The 21048-nt window shown below is 67.2% G+C and carries 19 protein-coding genes; 10 read left to right on the top strand and 9 right to left on the bottom strand.

Annotation, left to right across the window (positions count from 1 at the left end):
• Nucleotides 1-144 precede the first annotated feature (144 nt).
• From HG421_RS06025 to HG421_RS05995, 7 genes are all read left to right on the top strand, one after another.
• Nucleotides 145-747 carry an IMPACT family protein gene (locus HG421_RS06025; RefSeq protein WP_169705639.1) on the top strand — a complete coding sequence of 201 codons (603 nt, stop codon included), beginning with the start codon at nt 145-147 and terminating at the stop codon, nt 745-747.
• Entirely contained in the window at nt 744-2513 is a 1770-nt protein-coding gene (locus HG421_RS06020; RefSeq protein ID WP_169705638.1) for an ABC transporter transmembrane domain-containing protein, read from the top strand. The genes HG421_RS06025 and HG421_RS06020 overlap by 4 nt, the downstream gene beginning before the upstream one ends.
• Nucleotides 2514-2605: 92 nt before the next feature.
• Nucleotides 2606-3505 (top strand): hydrogen peroxide-inducible genes activator, encoded by a 900-nt coding sequence (locus HG421_RS06015; protein ID WP_169705637.1) that lies wholly within the window; start codon nt 2606-2608, stop codon nt 3503-3505.
• Nucleotides 3506-3593: 88 nt separating this feature from the next.
• Nucleotides 3594-5282, top strand: coding sequence for an ABC transporter ATP-binding protein (locus HG421_RS06010; RefSeq protein WP_169705636.1), 1689 nt, complete (start codon nt 3594-3596; stop codon nt 5280-5282).
• Complete coding sequence (locus HG421_RS06005; RefSeq protein WP_169705635.1) at nt 5266-6354, top strand: HlyD family secretion protein; 1089 nt, start codon at nt 5266-5268, stop codon at nt 6352-6354. The genes HG421_RS06010 and HG421_RS06005 overlap by 17 nt, the downstream gene beginning before the upstream one ends.
• The gene (locus HG421_RS06000; RefSeq protein WP_169705634.1) at nt 6351-7754 is read left to right on the top strand and encodes a TolC family protein; all 1404 of its coding nucleotides are present in this window, start codon (nt 6351-6353) and stop codon (nt 7752-7754) included. Before HG421_RS06005 ends, HG421_RS06000 begins: the two co-directional genes overlap by 4 nt.
• 196 nt (nt 7755-7950) lie before the next feature.
• On the top strand, nt 7951-8145 hold the full coding sequence (locus HG421_RS05995; RefSeq protein WP_169708103.1) for a hypothetical protein: 195 nt from the start codon (nt 7951-7953) through the stop codon (nt 8143-8145).
• Nucleotides 8146-8381: 236 nt separating this feature from the next.
• Here the strand turns inward: HG421_RS05995 and HG421_RS05990 are convergent, their stop codons facing one another.
• From HG421_RS05990 to hrcA, 6 genes are all read right to left on the bottom strand, one after another.
• Nucleotides 8382-9509, bottom strand: a complete 1128-nt coding sequence (locus HG421_RS05990; protein WP_169705633.1) for a prephenate dehydrogenase — start codon at nt 9507-9509, stop codon at nt 8382-8384.
• A complete protein-coding gene (pdxY, locus tag HG421_RS05985; RefSeq protein WP_169705632.1) occupies nt 9506-10414 on the bottom strand; it encodes a pyridoxal kinase in 909 nt (302 codons plus the stop codon). The genes HG421_RS05990 and pdxY overlap by 4 nt, the downstream gene beginning before the upstream one ends.
• Nucleotides 10415-10943: 529 nt before the next feature.
• Nucleotides 10944-12071 (bottom strand): molecular chaperone DnaJ, encoded by a 1128-nt coding sequence (dnaJ, locus tag HG421_RS05980; protein WP_169705631.1) that lies wholly within the window; start codon nt 12069-12071, stop codon nt 10944-10946.
• 160 nt (nt 12072-12231) lie between these two features.
• Entirely contained in the window at nt 12232-14157 is a 1926-nt protein-coding gene (gene dnaK / locus HG421_RS05975) for a molecular chaperone DnaK (RefSeq protein WP_169705630.1), read from the bottom strand.
• Nucleotides 14158-14298: 141 nt separating this feature from the next.
• Complete coding sequence (grpE, locus tag HG421_RS05970) at nt 14299-14817, bottom strand: nucleotide exchange factor GrpE (protein ID WP_010366360.1); 519 nt, start codon at nt 14815-14817, stop codon at nt 14299-14301.
• 101 nt (nt 14818-14918) lie between these two features.
• Nucleotides 14919-15950: a heat-inducible transcriptional repressor HrcA gene (gene hrcA, locus HG421_RS05965; protein WP_169705629.1), complete on the bottom strand. Its 1032-nt coding sequence runs from the start codon at nt 15948-15950 to the stop codon at nt 14919-14921.
• A gap of 139 nt (nt 15951-16089) precedes the next feature.
• On the opposite strand from hrcA, the gene recN reads away from it, so the two are divergent.
• Nucleotides 16090-17754, top strand: coding sequence for a DNA repair protein RecN (gene recN, locus HG421_RS05960; protein WP_169705628.1), 1665 nt, complete (start codon nt 16090-16092; stop codon nt 17752-17754).
• Between the two features lie 1019 nt (nt 17755-18773).
• Here the strand turns inward: recN and fur are convergent.
• Nucleotides 18774-19184 carry a ferric iron uptake transcriptional regulator gene (fur, locus tag HG421_RS05955; protein WP_046963472.1) on the bottom strand — a complete coding sequence of 137 codons (411 nt, stop codon included), beginning with the start codon at nt 19182-19184 and terminating at the stop codon, nt 18774-18776.
• A 104-nt stretch (nt 19185-19288) separates the two neighbouring features.
• Here fur and HG421_RS05950 point away from each other — a divergent pair, with 104 nt between their 5' ends.
• A complete protein-coding gene (locus HG421_RS05950) occupies nt 19289-19684 on the top strand; it encodes an outer membrane protein assembly factor BamE (protein ID WP_169705627.1) in 396 nt (131 codons plus the stop codon).
• Nucleotides 19685-19737: 53 nt separating this feature from the next.
• Here the strand turns inward: HG421_RS05950 and HG421_RS05945 are convergent, their stop codons facing one another.
• A complete protein-coding gene (locus HG421_RS05945; RefSeq protein WP_169708102.1) occupies nt 19738-20007 on the bottom strand; it encodes an RnfH family protein in 270 nt (89 codons plus the stop codon).
• A 7-nt stretch (nt 20008-20014) separates the two neighbouring features.
• Complete coding sequence (locus HG421_RS05940; protein ID WP_169705626.1) at nt 20015-20446, bottom strand: type II toxin-antitoxin system RatA family toxin; 432 nt, start codon at nt 20444-20446, stop codon at nt 20015-20017.
• Between the two features lie 60 nt (nt 20447-20506).
• Here HG421_RS05940 and smpB point away from each other — a divergent pair, with 60 nt between their 5' ends.
• The gene (gene smpB, locus HG421_RS05935) at nt 20507-21010 is read left to right on the top strand and encodes an SsrA-binding protein SmpB (protein WP_029221007.1); all 504 of its coding nucleotides are present in this window, start codon (nt 20507-20509) and stop codon (nt 21008-21010) included.
• Nucleotides 21011-21048 lie beyond the last annotated feature (38 nt).

The raw sequence follows: 21048 nt of genomic DNA, 5'->3' as shown, positions 1-21048 counted from the left end.
GCAGCGCTGCCGCCCAGCAACTGCATTGCCGCAGCCTCACTGCAGAGCCACCGCAGCACCAGCACCCAGCACCGCACCGATCTGCGAGCTGGTAACCGCAGTCACGACGGGCCCGCAGCAACCGTCACCCCCGCCTCGCATAGAATGACGGCGATGCTCGATACCCTTGCCGCTGACGCGCACCACAGCCTGGACATCAAGCACAGCCGCTTTCTGGCCCACGCCGGTGCACTGGAGGCTCCCGCGCAGGCGCTGGAGATCGTGCAGCGCGTGTCGGTACCCGATGCCACCCACAACTGCTGGGCCTACCGCTTCGGGCAGGAGTACCGCTCCAGCGACGATGGCGAGCCCAGCGGGACGGCAGGCAGGCCGATCCTGGCGGCGATCGATGGCCAGGGCTTCGATCGCGTGGTGGTAGTGGTCACCCGTTGGTACGGCGGCATCAAGCTCGGTGCCGGCGGGTTGGTGCGCGCCTATGGCGGCACTGCGGCCGAGTGCCTGCGGCTGGCGACGCGACGGCCATTGATCGCACTGACGCTGCTCGATCTGCACTGTCGGTTCGACGACCTGGGGCTGGTGCATGCCGCCTTGGTCGCCTTCCATGCCGACAAGCTGGACGAGCGGTTCGATGCCGATGGCGCGGCATTGCGCGTGCAAGTGCCTGCAGATCAGCTTGCAGGCTTGAAAAGCCGTCTGTGCGACGCCACTCGCAACCATGTCCACCTCTCAACATCGGAAGCCGCATGAATCAGCCAGCCGCTGCCAGGCCCAACCCATTGCGGAAGCTTGGCAGCCTGCGCACCCTGTGGCCGTTCGTGCAGCGCCAGCGCGGGTTGTTCGCCGCATGGCTGATCGCGCTGGCGATTTCCTCGGCGGCCACGCTGAGCCTGCCGGCCGCGGTCAAGCGCATGATCGACCATGGCTTCTCCGGCGGGGCACAGATCAACCAGGCGTTCGCCCTGCTGTTCGCGGTTGCGGTGGTACTGGCACTGGCTACGGCGGCGCGGTTCTACTTCGTTTCGCTGCTGGGCGAAAAGGTCGTCGCCGACCTGCGTGGCCGCCTGTATGCGCATCTGATCGGGCTGGACGCCGGCTTTCACGACCGTAGCCGCAGCGGCGAACTGGTGTCGCGGCTGTCGGCCGACAGCGAACTGCTGCGCGGCTTGATCGGCACCACCATGTCGGTGGCGTTACGCAGCTCGGTGACGGTGATCGGCAGCATGGTGATGCTGTTGGTCACCAGCCCGCGCCTGGCCGGCTTCACCCTGATCGGCATCCCGCTGGCGGTGCTGCCGATCGTGCTGGGCGCGCGCCGGCTGCAGAAGATCTCGCGCGCCAGCCAGGACCGCGTGGCCGATGCCAATACGCTGGCCGCCGAAACCCTGGGTGCGGTGCGTACCGTGCAGGCACATGCGCGCGAGCAGTACGAGAGCCAGCGTTTCAGCCAGGCGCTGTTGTCCGCCATCGACACGGCACGGCTGCGGGTGCGTACTCAGGCAGGCGTCACCGCGGTGGCGATCATGCTGATCTTCGGCGCCATCGTCAGCGTGCTGTGGCTGGGCGCGCACGATGTGGTGGCCGGCCGCATGACGCCAGGCACGCTGGGCCAGTTCGTGCTGTATGCCCTGATCGGCGGCGGCTCGGTCGGCGCATTGGCCGAGGTCTGGAACGAACTGCAGCGCGCAGCCGGCGGCATGGGCCGCGTCGGCGAACTGCTCGACGAACAGCCGGCGATCGTGGCACCGGCCACGCCCACGCCGTTGCCGCAGCCGCTGCAGGGCGCGATCCATTTCGACCAGGTGGTGTTCCATTACCCGCAGCGCCCCGATGCGCCGGCACTGGACCGCTTCGACCTGCATGTCCGCCCCGGCGAGACCGTGGCCCTGGTCGGCCCCTCCGGCGCCGGCAAGAGCACGGTGCTGTCGATGCTGCTGCGCTTCCATGACCCGGTCAGTGGCCGCGTGCGCATCGACGAGGTGGACCTGCGCGACACCGACCCGGTGCACCTGCGCGAACACATCGCGCTGGTGCCGCAGCAACCCACCCTGTTCGCCGCCAGCGCCGCCGACAACATCCGCTACGGCCGGCTGCAGGCCAGCGACGCGGAGGTGGAAGCCGCCGCTGCCGCTGCCGAAGCCGATGTCTTCATCCGGGCGCTGCCGCAGGGCTACGCCAGCGAGCTGGGCGAGCGCGGCACGCGCCTGTCCGGCGGCCAGCAACAACGCGTGGCGATTGCGCGCGCCTTGCTCAAGGACGCGCCGATCCTGCTGCTGGACGAGGCCACCAGCGCACTGGATGCGCAGAGCGAGCGCGCCGTACAGCAAGCGCTGGACCGGCTCATGCAGGGCCGCACCACCCTGGTCATCGCGCACCGCCTGGCCACCGTGCTCAAGGCCGACCGCATCGTGGTCATGGACGCCGGCCGCATCGTCGCGCAGGGCACCCACGCACAGCTGATCGCCGAAGGCGGCCTGTATGCGGAATTGGCGCGGCTGCAGTTCATCGATCAATGACTGCTGGACGAGGCCCACGCCGGCTGCCCTGTTTCGTAGAGCGGCCCGGCACGGGCGGCGTGCCCCGCTCCACCCAACGCACTGAGCTCGCCATGGCCCGCCCCAGAACCACCATCCGCCAGCTCAGCTATTTCGTCGCACTGGCCGACACCGGCAGCTTTACCCGCGCAGCCGAGCAGATGGGCGTCTCGCAGCCGTCGCTGTCGCAACAGATCCGCGCGCTGGAAACCATCATCGGCGCGCCGCTGTTCGAACGTGGCGTGCCGGCGATCCTGACCCCGCTGGGACGCGACCTGCGCGACCGCGCGCGCAGCATCCTGCTGGACGTGGCCGACCTGGAAGATGTGCGCGCCACCTCGGCCGACACCCTGATCGGCACCATCCGGCTTGGCGTCTCGCCAACCCTGGGCGCCTATCTGATGCCCAGCCTGGTGGCACGCCTGCACCGCGAACATCCGGCGCTGCGCGTGCACGTGCGCGAAGGCCTGCCGACCGTGCTCGCCAGCGACCTGGCCAACGGCGTACACGATCTGATCCTGGCGCAGTTGCCGGTGGCCGGCCGCAGCCTGCACAGCGAGCGCCTGTTCCGCGAGCCGTTGCACGTGACCATGGCCGCCGATCACCCGCTGCGCAGCAAGCGCCACATCACCCCCGCCGATCTGCGCGGCGCCAACCTGCTCACGCTGATGCCCGAATATCGCCTGGCCGAACAAGTGGCCGCGATTGCGATGGATGTCGGCGCGCATGTGCTGCGCGATTACGAAGGCACGAGTCTGGATGCGATCCGGCAGATGGCCGGCATGGGCATGGGCCTGGCGCTGCTGCCGGACCTGTACGTGCGCCAGGAAATCCGCGAAGGCGACGATGTGGTGGTGCGCCCGATCAAGGGCGGCCGCTATTACCGCGACATCGGCCTGCTCTGGCGCCAGGGCGCCGGACGCGCGCCAGCGTTCGGTTTGATCGCCGAGTTGCTGCGCGCCGCAGCCGCATAGGAAAATCCTATACAACGGATAAGCGCATCGGCCTTGTCCTGTGGCCGTAACTCGTCAATGCTTCACTGAACTCATCAATGGATCGTCAATGGCGGCGCAGCGGATCGGATGGCGGGAAGCGGTGGCCTGGCTGGCGGAGATCGTCGGGCCGGACATGCCGTATGTGCGTCTTGCCCTGGTATATGGCGTTGCGATCAGCCTGCTGTCGCTGGCCACCCCCATCTCGGTGCAATTGCTGATCAACAGCGTCGCCAACACCGCGCTGCCCACGCCGTTGTGGACCCTGTCGGGCCTGTTGCTGGGCCTGTTGTTGCTGGTGGCGGCCTTGAGCGCAATGCGGGTGTGGGTGATGGCGCTGTTCGAGCGCCGCCTGTTCGCGCGGGTGGTGGCGGAAATCACCGTGCGCGCGGTGCATGCGCAGAACCCGTTCTTCGCCGACCAGAACCGCAACGACATGTTCAACCGCTACTTCGATCTGGTGGTGGTGCAAAAGGCGGTGCCCAGCCTGGCGGTCGGCGCCTTCACCATCGTGCTGCAGTCAGCGGTGGGCCTGATCGTCACCAGCTTCTATCACCCGTTCTTCCTCGGTTTCAACGCGCTGTTGCTGCTGACCATCTTCGCGATCTGGATGATCTGGTCGCGCGGCTCGATCCGTTCGGCGGTGGAACTGAGCCATGCCAAGCACAACGCCGCGCACTGGCTGGAGAGCGTTGGTGGCTCCAACGGGTTCTATAAATCCAGCCGCCACCTCAACTTTGCGATGGACCGCTCCGAAGCGGTGACGGCGACCTATGTAGCGCGGCACCGGCGCCATTTCCGCTACACCTTCACCCAGACAGTGGCCTTCCTGCTGACCTATGCGGTGGCCAGCGCGGCGTTGCTGGCGCTGGGCGGCAGCCTGATCCTGCGCGGCGAGCTGTCGATCGGCCAGCTGGTGGCCGCCGAGCTGATCCTGAGCGCGGTGTTCTACGGCATCGCGCAACTGGGCAGCTATCTGGACGTGTTCTACGACCTGGTCGCCAGCGCCGAGGAATTGTCGCTGCTGTACGCCATCCCGCAGGAGCGCCCGGTGGCTGCCGCAGGCGAGACCCCGGGCAACAGCGCCGTGCGCCTGGACGACGTGGTGATCGAGGGCGCGCGCTTCAATTTCGCGCTGGAAGCCGGCGAGCAATTGGTGACGTTGGCAGGTGGCGGCGCCGAACGCCTGCTGGCCATGGTGCTGAAGCGCCACGTCGTGCCCGACCGCGGGCTGGTGATGGTAGGCGGCGCCGACATGGCCACGTTCGACATGTACCTGCTGCGCTCGGAGGTCACCGTGCTCGATCGGCCGACGATCGTGGAGGTCACCATCCGCGAATATCTGGCGATGGCCTCGGCCGACGTGACCTCCGAGGCCATGCTGCAGGCCATCGATGCGGTGGGCTTGCGCGCGCGTATCGCGGCCTTGCCGCAAGGCCTGGACACCCGGCTTGCCGCGTCCGGCTATCCGCTGTGGATCGGCGATGTGATGGCGTTGAAACTGGCCAACGCGCTGCTGGTGCGTCCGCGCGTGCTGATGCTGTCGCAGCTGTACGACCTGCTGCCGGCAGAACGCCTCACCCAGATACTGCGACGCCTGAAGGATGCCGGCACCACGGTGCTGCTGTGCACCGGCCGGCCGGAGGACATCACCCTGGACGGCTGGTTCCGGCTGGAACCGGAGCGCCAGCAACGCTACGCCACGCGCGCCGAGCTGATCGCGTCCACGCAGGAGGCGAACGATGCAGCACGTCTCTGACCGGAGCGCGCACTTCCCCACCCTGGCGGCGATGCGCCCGCCCAGCATCGCCAAGGCATTGGCCTGGATGCTGCTGATCGGCGTTGCCATTGCTGGCGCCATCCTGGCGTTTGCGCCCTGGGTACAGACCGCCAGCGGCAAGGGCCAGGTGGTCTCGCTGGATCCGGGCGACCGCCAGCAGCAGGTCACCGCCTTCGTGCCTGGCCGGGTCGAGCGCTGGTATGTGCACGATGGCCAGCACGTCTCCAAGGGCGACCCGATCGCCCGGGTCAGCGACCTGGACCCGGACCTGCTCACCCGGCTTGCCAGCGAGCGTGCGCAGGTGGCCGCGGAGATCGCCGCTCTCCAGCAATCGCGCGCGGTGGCCAGCATCGATGTGGAACGCAGCCGGCAACTGCTTGCCGAAGGCCTGGCCGGCCGCCGCGATTTCGAACTGACCCAGATCAAGGTGGCCGAAGCCGATGCCAAGCTGGCCGAATCGCGCGCCAAGCTGACCCGCATCGATATCCAGTTGAACCGCCAGTCCGCGCAATTGGTGCGCGCCCCGCGCGATGGCCGCGTGCAGCAGCTCAACGCCGCCAGCGGCAGCGCGATGGTGTCGCCGGGCACCGTGCTGGCCGTGATCGCACCCGAGCGCGTGGAGCGTGCGGTGGAGCTGTACATCGACGGGCGCGACGTGCCCCTGATCCGTCCGGGCCGCCCGGTGCGGCTGGAGTTCGAAGGCTGGCCCGCCATCCAGTTCAGCGGCTGGCCGTCGGTGGCGCACGGCATGTTCGACGGCCGCGTGCGGGCGATCGACCCCAATGCGGCGCCGGACGGGCTGTTCCGCATCCTGGTCGAGCCGATGCCGGGCAAGCCGGCCTGGCCGGCGCAGGAATTCGCCCGCCAGGGCGGCAAGGTGCGCGGCTGGGTGCAGGGCGAAACGGTGCGGGTGGGCTATGAGTTGTGGCGCCAGCTCAACAACTTCCCGCTGGAATTCGGCCGGCGTCCGGCAGCGACCACGCAGGACGAGGGCAAGGCCAAGCCGGCAGCCGGCGACAAGTCCGAAGACGACGCGACGGGCAAGAAGTGATGCGCCGTCTCGTTGCCCTGCTGATCGCACTCTGCCCCGGTGCGGCACTCGCCCAGGCCACGCCACTGAGCCTGGACGAGGTCCTGCAATCGTCGGCCCGCTCCGCGCCGCAGATCATCGAATCGCTGGCCAAGGTCCGCCAGGCCGAGGGCAAGGGCATCTCCGCCGACGGCGCCTTCGATACCGTGTTCGATATCGAAGGACGCTCGCGCGAAGCCGGCTACTACGACGGCAGCACCATCGAAACCGGCGTCAAGCGTCCGTTCGAGGAAAACGGCGGCTACTACTACGGCGGCTACCGCTCCTCGCGTGGCGCGTTTCCGGTCTACGAAGACAAGTCCTACACCGACCGCGGCGGCGAAGTGAAGGTCGGCGCGCTGTATGCGTTGCTGCGCGATCGCGTGGTGGACGAGCGCCGCACCCGCCGCAGCGTGGCCAGCGCCGACATCGACGTTGCCCGGTACGAGGCGGAGATGGTGGCGATCGGGGTGCAACGGCGTGCCGTGGACGCCTACCAGAGCTGGGTCGCTGCCGGATTGAAACTGCGTGCCTACAGGGATCTGCTGGACCTGGCCGAGCGCCGCCGCAACGCGATCTCGCGGCAGGTGACGCTGGGCGCGCGTCCCACGATCCTGTTGACCGAGAACGACCAGAACCTGGTGCGCCGGCGCGCCCTGGTGGTGCGCTCGGAGCAGGATTTCGCCAACGCGGCCAATGCCTTGTCGCTATACCTGCGCGATGAGGCGGGCATGCCGATGATCGTCTCCGAGCAGCGCCTGCCGGCCGATACGTCCGCGCTGGAAGGATTGGCCGGCGCCAGCAAGATCACCGCGCCGGTCGAGCGCCCGGATTACCGCGCCGTGCTGACCCGCATCGACCAGGCCACTGCCCGGCTGATGCTGGCCCAGAATGATCTCAAACCGCGCCTGGATGTCAGCGTGGAAGTCAGCAAGGACCTGGGCCCGCCTGGCGTGGGCGGCCCCAACCGCTCGCCCACCGATGCCATCATCGGTTTCCGCTTCAGCGTGCCGCTGGAAAACCGCGCCGCCAAGGGGCGCGTGGCCGAAGCGCGTGCCGAGATCGAAGCGCTGGATCAGCGCAGCCGCCTCCTGCGTGACCAGATCTCGGTGGAAGTGGAATCCATCGTGATCTCGCTCAATGCCGCCGAACGCCTGGCCAGGATCGCCGACGAGGAACGCAGCCTGGCCGACCGCCTGGCTGCTGCCGAACGGCGCCGCTTCGAACTGGGGTCCGGCGACTTCTTCCTGGTCAACCAGCGCGAAGAAACCGCCAACGATGCACGCGTGCGCCTGATCGATGCGCAGGCGCGCATCGCCTCGGCGCGCGCCGAACTGGCCGCGGCGACAGCCGACCGCGATGCGTTGCAGCTCAGTCGCTGAGCGTCTGCGTCGCGGTCCCGACCGAGCGACACATCACCGCCGCTAGCCGCCTGACGAGCTCAAGCGGCACCCTGGCGCGCCTCACTGCACGACGACGCCTGGGTAACATCTGGGTGCGCATGCTCGCCCTACCGGCCAGGCCGGTCGTGCGATCCATGCGATCTGCACTGCAACCCAGGATCTTTCGGAGGTGCGTATGTCTTTCCGGCAATTTCCCGCAATCGGTACAGATGGCGAGCCTTACGTCATCATCGAATTCCGCGATGAGCAGCAACCACGCCCCACCAGGCCGTCTGCACCACGTTACGAGCTTCCGGATGGCCGGCATCTGCAAAGGCAGGGGCAGCGCTTCGTGACCGAGGGTGGCGAACTCCGCCTTTCCACCCCCTGACATCCCGTTGATCAATTTTTGACCACACACCGCATCGCCCTTGCGCCGCGGGGCGATGCATCGTTATCCACACGCTTGTGCGACTTTCATCCACACCCTGTGTGGATGGAATCGCCATGCCGGTGTGGAACCTGTGGAGCGCAGAGCGTGTGCATCCACTCGCGCCATGGCACAGGGACACGCGCGCCACGACGACGCGGAACACGCTACGTTAGAGCCCACGCGCTCCCACGCTGCTAACCGCCCCGGTCGTGACGCTCCAGCACTCGCCCGATACCGCTGCGATCGATCTGGCCTGCCGCCTGCGCCAGGGCCGCACGATCGCTGCCAGGGTCGAAGCCGATACGGAAATGCAGCTCGCCTACCGGTGTGCGCGACGAATGGATCGACGACAGGTTGACGCCGTGCTGTTCGAACACATGCAGCAGCGCGCGCAGCGAACCGGGCTGGTCTTCGGGCAGATACACACTGAGGGTCAGCGGCTCGGTGAGATCGGCCAGCAAGTAGCCCACGCGCTCATAGGTGTAATTGCCAGCGGCAAGCGCGTCAGGCTGCAGGGCCTGCGCGTTGTCACGCAGAAATTGGCTGCGAAATTGCGCACGCGCCGCATCGTCGCCTTGCGCCACCAATGCGCGCAACTGCTGCAATTGCAGCAACAGCCGGTCGAGCATTTCGCCGACATACGGATTGCCGAACTGGATGTCTTCGTAGATCGCCGGATTGAGCGAGAGGATGCGCGCGATGACCGCGGTATCCAATTCGAACGAGGCCGACCGGTAGGGCATCAGCGTCTGCAGCTCACCCAGCAGCGGCGCGTAGTCGCGCAAGGTGCCGGCCTGTGCCAGATGGGTGGCGTGCACCATCGCCTGCACCAGTGCCATCACCCGGTCGTGGTGCTCGGGGGTCGCGTCCACGCGCTGCGCCTGCAAGGCCGTACACAGCGTCTGCACCCACGCCGACCAGTGCTGCAGGCGCGCCTCGCAGACCACCATCACCCTGCCCTTCAAGGTCGGCGACTTGGGCGGCGCGGTCATCGGATGCAGGCCCACCACCTCGGCCGAAGATGCCAGCATCGCCGCCACCGGCGCCTGCTTGATCGAGGTGACATCCATCCACAACTGCGAAGCCGCGCGTGGGCCGGCCAGCGCGACATAGCGTTGAATCAGCGCCGCGGTGTGGCGGATCGGCGCCGAGAAGATCAGCACATCGGCCTGCTGGGCCAGCGTCGCCTCATCCGTGCCGCCGGCCTCGGCCGGATCGAAGCCGATCACCTGCAGCTGCATGCGCGTGCGCAGGAACTGCGCCAGCCATCGTCCATAGGCGCCGGCAATGCCGACGATGCCGACGACCGGCTGGGCGATCATGCCAGGCGCTCGAGGGCGAAGCGTGGCGCCGCAGCCAGGGCGGCCGGAGCGGCAGCCAGCACATCGAATTCCTCGAAACCTGCGGCCAGGGTCGCTTCCAGGGCGCCATGCACTCCGCTGAGCGCGTGCCCCACCGCCTGCTCGAACGGCACATCGCGCAGCAGAAAACCGATCAGCAAGGCCATCAACACATCGCCGGTGCCAGCCACATCCACCGGCAGATGCGGTGTCGCCCAGCGATACACCGCGGCGTTGCTGACCGCCAGGGTGACCAGCTCGCCCGCTGCACCGGCCACGCTATGGGCAAGCACCCACTGCGGCCCACGCGCCAGCAACGCGCGCGCGGCGACAATGGCATCGTCCTGTTGCAGGCTCGGCAGCCCGGTCAATCGCCCAAGCTCGAACGCGTTCGGCGTGACCAGCCAGGCATGCGGCAGCAGGCGCTCGGCGAACACGCGCTCCAGTCCCGGTTCGACGTAGGGGCCGGTATGCGTATCGCCGATCACCGGATCCAGGCAGTAGCGCAGTTGCGGCGCCTGCGGCAGGGTCTGCTCCAGCCAGTGGGCAAACGCCTCACCGTTGGCCAGGCTGCCGAAATAGCCGGAGACCAGCATGCGGGCGCGCTGCGGCAGCCCACGCTCGGTCGCGCCAAGCAGCAGATCCGCCAACCAGTCGGCAGGCAGGATGCGGCCGCGCAACGTGGCGTAGAACGGCGCATTGCTCAGCAGCGTGGTGGGCACTTCGGCCACGCGCAGGCCGAGCGCACGCAGCGGCGGCACCGCGGCACTGTTGCCGGCATGGCCATAGACCAGCTGCGATTGCACCGAGATCACATCGATCGGCGAAGGACCGTCGGGACGCTGGCGGCGACCGTGGACGAGATGGCTATCGGTTGCATCGCTCATGAGGCGGCCGTGTGTGGAAGAGATGGCAGCATTATCCCCTGCAATGCGTGAGCACATGCGAGGTGGGCAATCAGTGCGATCTGCTGTGGGCGGATGGCATGAGATGGAGCGCCGACCGGCGCAACCACGGTGCCGAGCGCCATCGATCGTGACAGCGCTCGGGTGCCTGTGGCGATTCGACATCCAGTGGTTGGCCGCTCGGTATCGAGCGTGCGAAGCGCGTGGCCAGCGCCCGGTACTCGCACCCTCATCCGCCCTTCGGGCACCTTCTCCCGAGGGGGAGAAGGATGTCGTTCTTCTGGCGCCTCTCGCGAGGATCTGTGGCAAGTGGACATGGCGTGGCTGCGCCGCTCGGCATCGAGCGTGCGAAGCGCGTGGCCGGTGCCCGGTACTCGCACCCTCATCCGCCCTTCGGGCACCTTCTCCCGAGGGGAGAAAGGATGTGTTCTTCTCGCGCCTCTCGCGAGGATTGCGCTCGCGGGAAAGTGCGCCCACGTCGATGGGCGTCCCAAGCAAAAGCAGACGCCGCTTACGAGGTCATGCGGTCCCAGAAACCCTTGACGCCATCGATGAAGGTGGCCGACTTGGGCGAATGCTTGCGGGCATCCTCACCGGTGAACGTGGCCTCGAACTGCTGCAGCAGTTCGCGCTGATCGGCGGTGAGGTTGACCGGCGTTTCCACCACCACGCGGCAATACAGATCGCCTTCGCTGCGGCTGCGCACCGAACGCACGCCCTTGCCGCGCAGGCGGAACAACTTGCCGGTCTGGGTCTCGGCCGGAATGCGGATTTCCGCCTCGCCGCCGAGGGTCGCAACCCGCACGGTGTCACCGAGCGCCGCCTGCGAAATGCGGATCGGCACTTCGCAATGCAGATCGTCGCCATCGCGCTGGAAGATCGCATGCTCGCGCACCCGCACTTCCACATACAGGTCGCCCGGCGGCGTGCCGGCCGGGCCGGCCTCGCCCTCGCCTGCAAGACGAATCCGGTCGCCGGTATCCACACCGGCCGGCACCTTGATCGACAGCACCTTGTCTTCTTCCACGCGACCGGCGCCGTGGCAGGTCTTGCACGGATTCTGGATCAGCGTGCCGCGCCCATCGCAATGCGGGCAGCTCTGCTGCATGGCGAAGATGCCGCGCTGGATGCGCACCTGGCCGCGCCCATGACAGGTGCCGCAGGTCTGGACCTTGCCGTCTTCCGAGCCGCTGCCGTGGCAGGGCGTGCATTCGATCAGGGTCGGGATCTCGATGCGTCGCTCGATGCCGGCGACGGCTTCTTCCAGATCCAGTTCCAGGACATAACCGACGTCGGCACCACGTCGCGCAGCGCGCGGACCGGCGGCGCCACCGCCAAAAATATTGCCGAAGATATCGCCAAAGATATCGCCCATGTCCGGGCCGCCCGGCCCGCCGCCGCCACCCATGCCGTGCTCGAACGCGGCATGGCCGTGCGCGTCGTAGGCACGCCGCTTATTGCCATCAGACAGCACTTCATAGGCTTCCTTGCATTCCTTGAACGCCGCTTCGGCAGCTGCGTCGCCAGGATTGCGGTCCGGGTGGTGCTTCATCGCACAGCGCCGGTACGCCTTCTTCAGCTCCTCGTCGCTGGCGCCACGGGCAACGCCCAGCACTTCGTAGTAATCGCGTTTGCTCATAAGCCGGGATTCGGGATTGGTGATTTGAGATTCGTTGAAACGCGAAAGCGGACAGCATGTGCTGGTCCGCCTTGGCGACGCGACGCGTAGAGGATATCGGGGCGGGGATTCACCCGCACAGCGGCGTGCGAATCCCCACTCCCGACTCCCAAATCACGGCTTACTTCTTGTCGTCCTTGACCTCGGTGAACTCGGCGTCCACCACGTCGTCGGCGGCCTTGGAGGCCTGCGCGTTGCCGCTGGCCGCATCTGCGCTGCCGCCCTGCTCTGCCGCGGCGGCCGCTGCGTACAACGACTGGCCGGCTTCCTCCAGCGTCTTGCTGCGTGCTTCGATCTGCGCCTTGTCGTCGCCCTTCATGGCGGTTTCCAGGTCGGCCAGCGCCGCTTCCACCTTGCCGATCACATCGCCACCGACCTTGCTGCCATGCTCGGTGATCGCGGTGCGGGTGGCGTGGATCAGGCCATCGGCCTGGTTGCGGGCCTGCACCAGTTCCTGGAACTTCTTGTCTTCCTCGCGGTTGGCTTCCGCGTCGGCGACCATGCGCTGGATCTCTTCGTCCGACAGACCCGAACCGGCCTTGATCTCGACCTTCTGTTCCTTGTTGGTCTTCTTGTCCTTGGCCGACACGTGCAGGATGCCGTTGGCGTCGATGTCGAAGGACACTTCCACCTGCGGCATGCCGCGCGGCGCCGGCTCGATGCCGGACAAGTCGAACTTGGCCAGCGACTTGTTGAAGCGGGCCTGCTCGCGCTCACCCTGCAACACATGCACGGTCACGGCCGACTGGTTGTCTTCGGCGGTGGAGAAGGTCTGCGAAGCCTTGGTCGGGATGGTGGTGTTCTTTTCGATGATCTTGGTGAACACACCGCCCATGGTTTCGATACCCAGCGACAGCGGGGTCACGTCCAGCAGCAGCACGTCCTTGACGTCGCCGGCCAGCACGCCGCCCTGGATCGCCGCGCCCACGGCCACCGCTTCGTCCGGGTTGACGTCCTTGCGCGGTTCCTTGCCGAAGAAATCGGCAACCGCCTGCTGCACCTTCGGCATGCGGGTCTGACCGCCGACCAGGATCACCTCGTTGATGTCGCTGGCGCGCAGGCCGGCGTCGTTCAACGCGGTGCGGCACGGCTCGATCGACTTCTTGACCAGATCTTCCACCAGCGCTTCGAGCTTGGCACGGGTCAACTTGATGTTGAGGTGCTTCGGGCCCGAGGCATCTGCGGTGACGTATGGCAGGTTCACTTCGGTCTGCTGGCTGGACGACAGCTCGATCTTGGCGCGCTCTGCGGCGTCCTTCAGGCGCTGCAGCGCCAGCGGATCCTTGCGCAGGTCGATGCCCTGGTCCTTGTTGAACTCATCGACCAGGTACTCGATGACGCGGTTGTCGAAGTCTTCGCCGCCCAGGAAGGTGTCGCCGTTGGTGGCCAGCACCTCGAACTGCTTTTCGCCATCGACTTCGGCGATCTCGATGATCGACACGTCGAAGGTGCCGCCGCCCAGGTCGTACACGGCGATCTTGCGGTCGCCGCCGTTCTTGTCCAAGCCATAGGCCAGGGCTGCGGCGGTCGGCTCGTTGATGATGCGCTTGACGTCCAGACCGGCGATGCGGCCGGCATCCTTGGTGGCCTGGCGCTGGCTGTCGTTGAAGTACGCCGGCACCGTGATCACCGCTTCGGTGACCTTCTCGCCGAGGAAGTCTTCGGCGGTCTTCTTCATCTTTTCGAGCACGCGCGCGGAGATTTCCTGTGGCGCCATGCGCTTGGCATCGCTGGTCTGCACCCAGGCGTCGCCGTTGTCGTGCGCCAGGATGCCGTACGGCACGTGCGAGATGTCCTTCTGCACTTCGCCATCGGTGAACTTGCGGCCGATCAGGCGCTTCACCGCGTAGAAGGTGTTCTTCGGGTTGGTCACGGCCTGGCGCTTGGCCGAGGCGCCGACCAGCACTTCGCCGTCCTTGGTGTAGGCGACGATGGAGGGCGTGGTGCGATCGCCCTCGGAGTTTTCGATGACGCGGGCCTTGCCGCCGTCCATGATCGACACGCACGAGTTCGTGGTGCCGAGGTCAATACCAATGATCTTGCCCATGGATACGCTCCTGATGAGTCTTTAGCTGTGTCCGGCGACGCCGGGTCTGGCTGAGATGTGGGGGTGGTGCGCAGGTGTTCAAGCCACCGGCGCACATCTGTGTTTCATGTCTGCGCCTGGCAGTTCAGCCGGCGCTGCGGTTCAGTCATGCTTGGCCACCACTACCAGCGCCGGGCGCAGCAGACGCTCGTTGAGCAGGTAGCCCTTCTGGAACACCTGCACCACATGGCCGGGCGCGATGCCTTCGGCCTCGCCCTGGCTGATTGCCTGGTGCTGGTCGGGGTTGAACGGCTGGCCGACCGGATCGAGCAGGGTCAGGCCGTTGTCGGCGGCCACCTTGAGCAATTGCTTGTAGGTCATGTCCAGGCCGTCGCGCAGCGGGCTGGGTTCGGTGCCGGCGGCGGTGAGCCCCGCGTCCAGGCTGTCGAACACCGGCAGCAGTTCGCCGAGCAGCTTCTCGTTGGCGAACTTGCGCGCGTTCTCCACGTCGCGGGCGATGCGCTTGCGCTGGTTCTCCAGGTCGGCGCGCTCGCGCAGGGCGTCGGCCTTGACCAGGGCGATCTCGCTGCGCAGCGATTCGATCTCGGCCTTGAGCGGATCGGTCTCGGGTGGATTCTGGGACAGGTCTTCGGAGTCGAATTCGGGGTGGTCTTGGTTCATGTGCAGTTCCCGGGCAAGCGGAACGCCCGCCCCAACGTCACCCCGTATGTGGGCGCCCGCGCGCGTTTCAAGCGAAAACCCATCGCCCTGATCGAGCGCGGTTATCGCGCCCCGGGCGGCTCCATGGCCGCACCCAGCACGTCGGCGGCGGTCTGCACCAGCGGAATCACCCGGTCGTAGGCCATGCGTTTGGGGCCGATCACCCCCAGCACGCCCAGTACCTGCCCGCCGGCGGTATACGGCGCGGTGACCAGCGAGACGTCTTCCAGCGACACCATGCCGGTCTCCTCGCCGATGAAGATGCGCACGCCCGGGGCCCGGATGGTGCGTTCGAGCAACTGCAGGATCTCGCGCTTGCTGGCGAAGGCCTCGAACAGTTCGCGTAGGCGATCCAGGTCCGACAGGTCCTGCACCCCCATCAGCCGGGTCTGCCCGGCCATCACCATGTCCTCGGTCTCGGCCGGCACCAGCGCCTCGCTGGCCAGGTCCACGCTGTGCGCCAGCAGCTGCTCCATCTCGTTCTTGGCCATGCGCAGCTCGCGCAGCAGGCTGGCGCGGATATCGGACAGCGCGCGCCCGGCGAACTGCGCATTGAGGTAATTGGCCACCCGCTCCAGCTCGGCCGGCTCGTAGGCGCGGCGCGGCTCGATCACCCGGTTCTGCACCTCGTTGTCGGCAAACACCAGGATCGCCAGCACCCGCCGCGCATCCAGGGACACGAAATCGATATGCCGGAACGCGAACTGCTCGCGCTTCGGGGCGCTGACCACCCCGACGAAATGGCTCATCGCCGACAGCATCTGCGAGGCGCTGCCCAGCAGCGACTGGGTCCCGTTGCCGCTGGCCAGCTCCGCGCGCAGCCGGCGCACTTCCTCTTCGCCGGGCGGCTGCATCTGCACCAGGCTGTCGACGAATACCCGGTAGCCATGCGCAGTGGGCACGCGTCCGGCCGAGGTATGCGGGGAGCTGAGCAGGCCGACGTCTTCCAGGTCGGCCAGGATATTGCGGATGGTCGCCGGGCTGACATCCAGCCCGGCATGCTGGGCCAGCGTCTTGGAGCCCACCGGCTCGCCGTCGCGGATGTAGCGCGCAATCAGCGTGCGCAGCAACTGGCGGGCGCGGGGGTCGAGCATTGGGGACTGGGACGCGCGCATGGGATCATCCGGTGAGACAGCGCATAGATAATGTCTGGCCCCGGGGATGGCAAGCATCCGACTCCCTCCCCACACCATCAGGCCCTAAGCTTCCCCAACGCATTCACTCTCGACCCTCATGCTCAGACACCTCTCGATCAAGGATTTCGCCGTCGTCCGCGCCACCGAACTGGAATTCGGGCCGGGAATGACCGTGGTATCGGGCGAAACCGGCGCCGGCAAGTCGCTGATGGTGGACGCGCTGGGCTTCCTGTCCGGCCTGCGCGCCGACAGCGGCGTGGTCCGTCATGGCGCCGAGCGCGCCGAACTGTCGGCCGAATTCCAGCTGCCGGCCGAGCACCCCGGCCTGGCCTGGCTGGCCGACAACGAGCTCGACGACGACGCCCAATGCCAGCTGCGCCGGATCATCCGCGCCGATGGCGGCTCGCGCGCCTGGATCAACGGCCGCCCGGTCACCTCCTCGCAGCTGGCCGAACTCGCGGCGCGGCTGGTGGAAATCCACGGCCAGCACGAGCACCAGGCGCTGATGGCCCGCAATAGCCAGCTCGCCCTGCTCGACGCCTACGCCCGCAACAGCGCCCAGCGCGAGCAGGTGCGCCAGGCCAGCCAGCGCTGGCAGGCGCTGCTGGACGAGCGTGATGCGCTGTCGGCGCAGGGCGATGTCTCCGACCGGATCGGCTTCCTGGAACACCAACTGGCCGAACTGGAACGCGAGGACCTGGACCCGGCCGCGATTGCCGCACTGGACGTCAATCACCGCCGCCAGGCCCACGCCACCGCGCTGATCGGCGCCTGCGACAGCGTCGCCCAGCAGCTCAACGGCGATGACGGCGCCAGCGCCCTGGGCCTGTTGCAGGACAGCCGCCACGATTTGTCGCGCGTGGCCGAGCACGAACCGCGCCTGGGCGAGGTGGACGCGCTGCTGGACAGCGCCGTGATCCAGATCGAAGAAGCGCTGGCCCTGCTCGACCGCGTGCGCGACGACCTGGATGCCGACCCCACCCAGTTCGAGGCGATGGAGCGCCGTCTCGGCCGCCTGCACGACCTGGCCCGCAAGCACCGCGTCGCCCCGGACGAGCTGGCCGCCCACCGCGACCATCTGAGCGCCGAGGTCGAGAGCCTGCGCGGCGCCGACGAGCGCCTGCAGCAGCTGGACAAGCATATCGACACCGCTACCGGTGTCTGGCAGGCCGCGGCCGGCGTGCTCAGTGCCAGCCGCCAGAGCGCGGCACAGGCGTTGTCGGACGCCACCACCACGCTGATCGGCGAGCTGGGCATGGGCGGCGGGCAGTTCCTGATCCAACTGCAGCCGCACGAGAGCGCCCGCCCGGACCCCAATGGCGCCGAACGGGTGGAATTCCTGGTCGCCGCCAATGCCGGCCAACCACCGCGCGCGCTGCGCAAGGTCGCCTCGGGTGGCGAGTTGTCGCGCATTTCGCTGGCCATCGAAGTAGCCGCGCTTGGCCTGGACAGCGTGCCGACCATGGTGTTCGACGAAGTGGATTCGGGCATCGGCGGCGCGGTGGCCGATATCGTCGGGCAGAAGCTGCGCGCGCTGGGCGAGGAACGCCAGGTGCTGTGCGTGACCCACCTGCCACAGGTCGCGGCCAAGGGCCACGCGCATTACCGGGTCAGCAAGGCGCCGGTGGACGGCATGACCCAGAGCGCGGTCGAACTGCTCGGCCCGCAGGCCCGCCAGGAAGAGCTGGCACGCATGCTGGGCGGCGTGGAAGTCAGCAAGGAAGCACGCGCAGCGGCACGCAAGCTGCTGCAGAGCGCCTGACCGGGGCGGGCAGCTCGAAAATTCACAGGCCCCGTTCTACTCCCCGGCTGACAAGGCTCCCTTCCCCCCGCTTGCGGGGGAAGGTGCCCGAAGGGCGGATGGGGGCGACCTCTCTGCAACACGACCACGACAAGCGCGGCAGGCGCAAACGGGTCTCCCCCTCATCCGGCGCTGCGCGCCACCTTCTCCCGCCAGCGGGAGAAGGAATGCCTGGCTGCGCGTGATCTCTCGATTGCACTGCAACTGACCACCCACCGCGCCCTTCCCCCGCCTGCGGGGGAAGGTGCCCGGAGGGCGGATGGGGGGCAGCATCGCTGCGACGCGACCACCACAGGCCCGACAGCCGCAAACGGGGTTGCCCCTCATCCAGCGCCGCGCGCCACCTTCTCCCGCCAGCGGGAGAAGGAATGCCTGGCTGCGCGTGATCTCTCGATTGCACTGCAACTGACCACCCACCGCGCCCTTCCCCCGCCTGCGGGGGAAGGTGCCCGGAGGGCGGATGGGGGGCAGCATCGCTGCGACGCGACCACCACAGGCCCGACAGCCGCAAACGGGGTTGCCCCTCATCCAGCGCCGCGCGCCACCTTCTCCCGCCAGCGGGAGAAGGAATGCCTGGCTGCGCGTGATCTCTCGATTGCACTGCAACTGACCACCCACCGCGCCCTTCCCCCGCCTGCGGGGGAAGGTGCCCGGAGGGCGGATGGGGGGCAGCATCGCTGCGACGCGACCACCACAGGCCCGACAGCCGCAAACGGGGTTGCCCCTCATCCAGCGCCGCGCGCCACCTTCTCCCGCCAGCGGGAGAAGGAATGCCTGGCTGCGCGTGATCTATCTATCGGTTGCACTGCATCTGTCGGTTGCACTGCAACCGACCACCATCTGCTCCCTTCCCCCGCTTGCGGGGGAAGGTGCCCGAAGGGCGGATGGGGGCAGGGCCTGCATGCATCCCCACCAACGCGCCCCAGAACGCACAAGGCGGCCGAAGCCGCCCTGTCATTCCATCTCTGCAGACACCAAACTCAGCGCGAACGCTTCTTACGCACGTACAGCACCAGCGAATGCTCTTCCAACTCGTAGCCGTGCTTGGCGGCGATCTGGCGCTGCAGCGCTTCGATCTCTTCGCTTTCGAACTCGATGACGTGGCCGGTGTCCACATCGACCATATGGTCGTGGTGACCACCGCGGTCCAGCTCGTACACGGCCTGGCCACCTTCGAAATTGTGCTTGAGCACCAGGCCGGCAGCCTCGAACTGGGTCAGCACGCGGTACACCGTGGCCAACCCGATCTCGTCGCCGTGATCGAGCAGCTGGCGATAGATGTCTTCTGCGCTGAGGTGATGCTGGTTGCTCTTCTGTTCCAGCAGTTCCAGGATCCGCATCCGCGGATGGGTCACCTTTAGCCCGACTTTGCGCAGGTCGTGGGTTTCCATACGTTCTCCGTTCATTGGCGATTTAGCGCCAGCTGCCTTCAAACGGGTCGCGGCGACCGGTGGGAGTGTATCATCGGCGTGATTTCCTCAGCACTTACTCCCCGATGCGCAATCTCCTGCTGGCCGCCGCCGTTGCTCTGTCCACCGCTGGCTGCGGCATCATCTACAAGCAGCCGATCTACCAGGGCAATCTGATCAAGCAGAACGCCGTGGAGCAACTGCAGGTAGGCCAGAGCAAGCAGCAGGTCAGTGCATTGCTGGGCACCCCGTCGATCCCCGACCCGTTCCATGCACAGCGCTGGGACTATACCTCCACCCAACGCGTGGACCGTCTGGCGCGGACCGAGATCAAGAATTTCACCGTGTTCTTCGAGAACGACCAGGTGGCACGCTGGGAAGGCGATTATTTCCCGTCGCAGGACGAGCAGCTGGCCAAGTCGGCACCCAAGCAGTTCGGCCGCAACCTTGCACGCGACAAGAAGAAGCAGCGCGGTCGTTGATAAGCTAGGTCAGGGGCCGTTCGGCGCCTGGCCGCAGACCTGCACCCGGGACGCTACACACCTGCCCGCTTGCCCGGCCCGGCCCGCCGGCGGCGCGCCTCCTTCGGGTCCAGCAGCAGCGGCCTGAGCAATTCCACCCGGTCGCCGTCGCGCACCAGCTGGGTCGGCTGGGTGACCAGGCCATGGATGGCGAGTGCTGCAGGCGGATGCTGCTCCGCCAAGCCTGAAGCTGCGACCGCCTCGGCCACCGTGGCACCCTCCGGCAACGCGAGCTGCACCGCGCTGTAGCGGTCCGGCCAGGCCAGCACCACCTCGACCCGCACCGTCACTTCACACCTCGCCGCGATCGGCGACCCGCACGAAGTCGTTGACCATGCGGTCGGCCAGGCCCTGGAAACCCAGCGCCAGGGCCGGCCCCAGCAGGCGCGAGCTGGTCTCTACTTCCAGGGTGAGGCTCACCTTGCAGGCGTTTTCGCCCAGCGCCTGGAATTCCCACAGGCCTTCCAGGCGCTTGAATGGCCCGTCGCGCAAGTGCATCGCAATGCGCTCGGGGCGTTCGAGGATGTTCTCGGTGGTGAACCAGGTGCGGAACGTCCCCAGCCCCAGATCCAGCCGCGCCACGATATGCGCCTGATCCTGCTCGAGCACGTGGGCGGCATCGCACCAGCCGAAGCGGCGCGGATAGGCGGCGACATCATTGACCAGATCGAACATGCGGGAGGCACTGTGTTCGACCAGGGCGCTACGACGGATGGTAGGCATTCGCTAACTTGTGAAAGACGGAAGATCGTTTGACGACACCGAATCGGCGACAATGGCGTCATGAGCAAGAAACCATCCAAGGATAAAGCAAACGGCGCGAAGGCCACGAAAACCATCGCGTTGAACAAGCGTGCGCGCCACGAATACCACCTGGAAGAACGCTACGAGGCCGGGCTGGCGCTGCAGGGCTGGGAGGTCAAGGCGATCCGCGCCGGCCGCGCCAACATCGTCGACGGCTACGCGTATGTCCGCTCCGGCGAGATCTACCTGATCGGCGCGCAGATCACCCCGCTGATCCAGGCCTCCACCCACACCGTGCCGGTGGAACGCCGCGACCGCAAGCTGCTGCTGCACCGGAACGAGATCGACAAGGTGCTCACCCGGGTCGAGCGCGAGGGCTACACCCTGGTGCCCACCGCGCTGTACTGGAGCAGCAACAAGGTCAAGCTGGAAATCGCCCTGGCCAAGGGCAAGCAGAACCACGACAAGCGCGACGCCGCCAAGGACCGCGACTGGCAGCGCGACAAGCAGCGCGTGATGCGGCGGCATAATCGCGATGCGTGAATCGGGAATCGGGAATCGTAGAAGCGCTGCGCTTCTCG

Source organism: Xanthomonas campestris pv. badrii (assembly GCF_012848175.1).
Classification (GTDB): domain Bacteria; phylum Pseudomonadota; class Gammaproteobacteria; order Xanthomonadales; family Xanthomonadaceae; genus Xanthomonas; species Xanthomonas campestris_C.
This window is presented reverse-complemented; position numbering and strand designations above follow the sequence as displayed.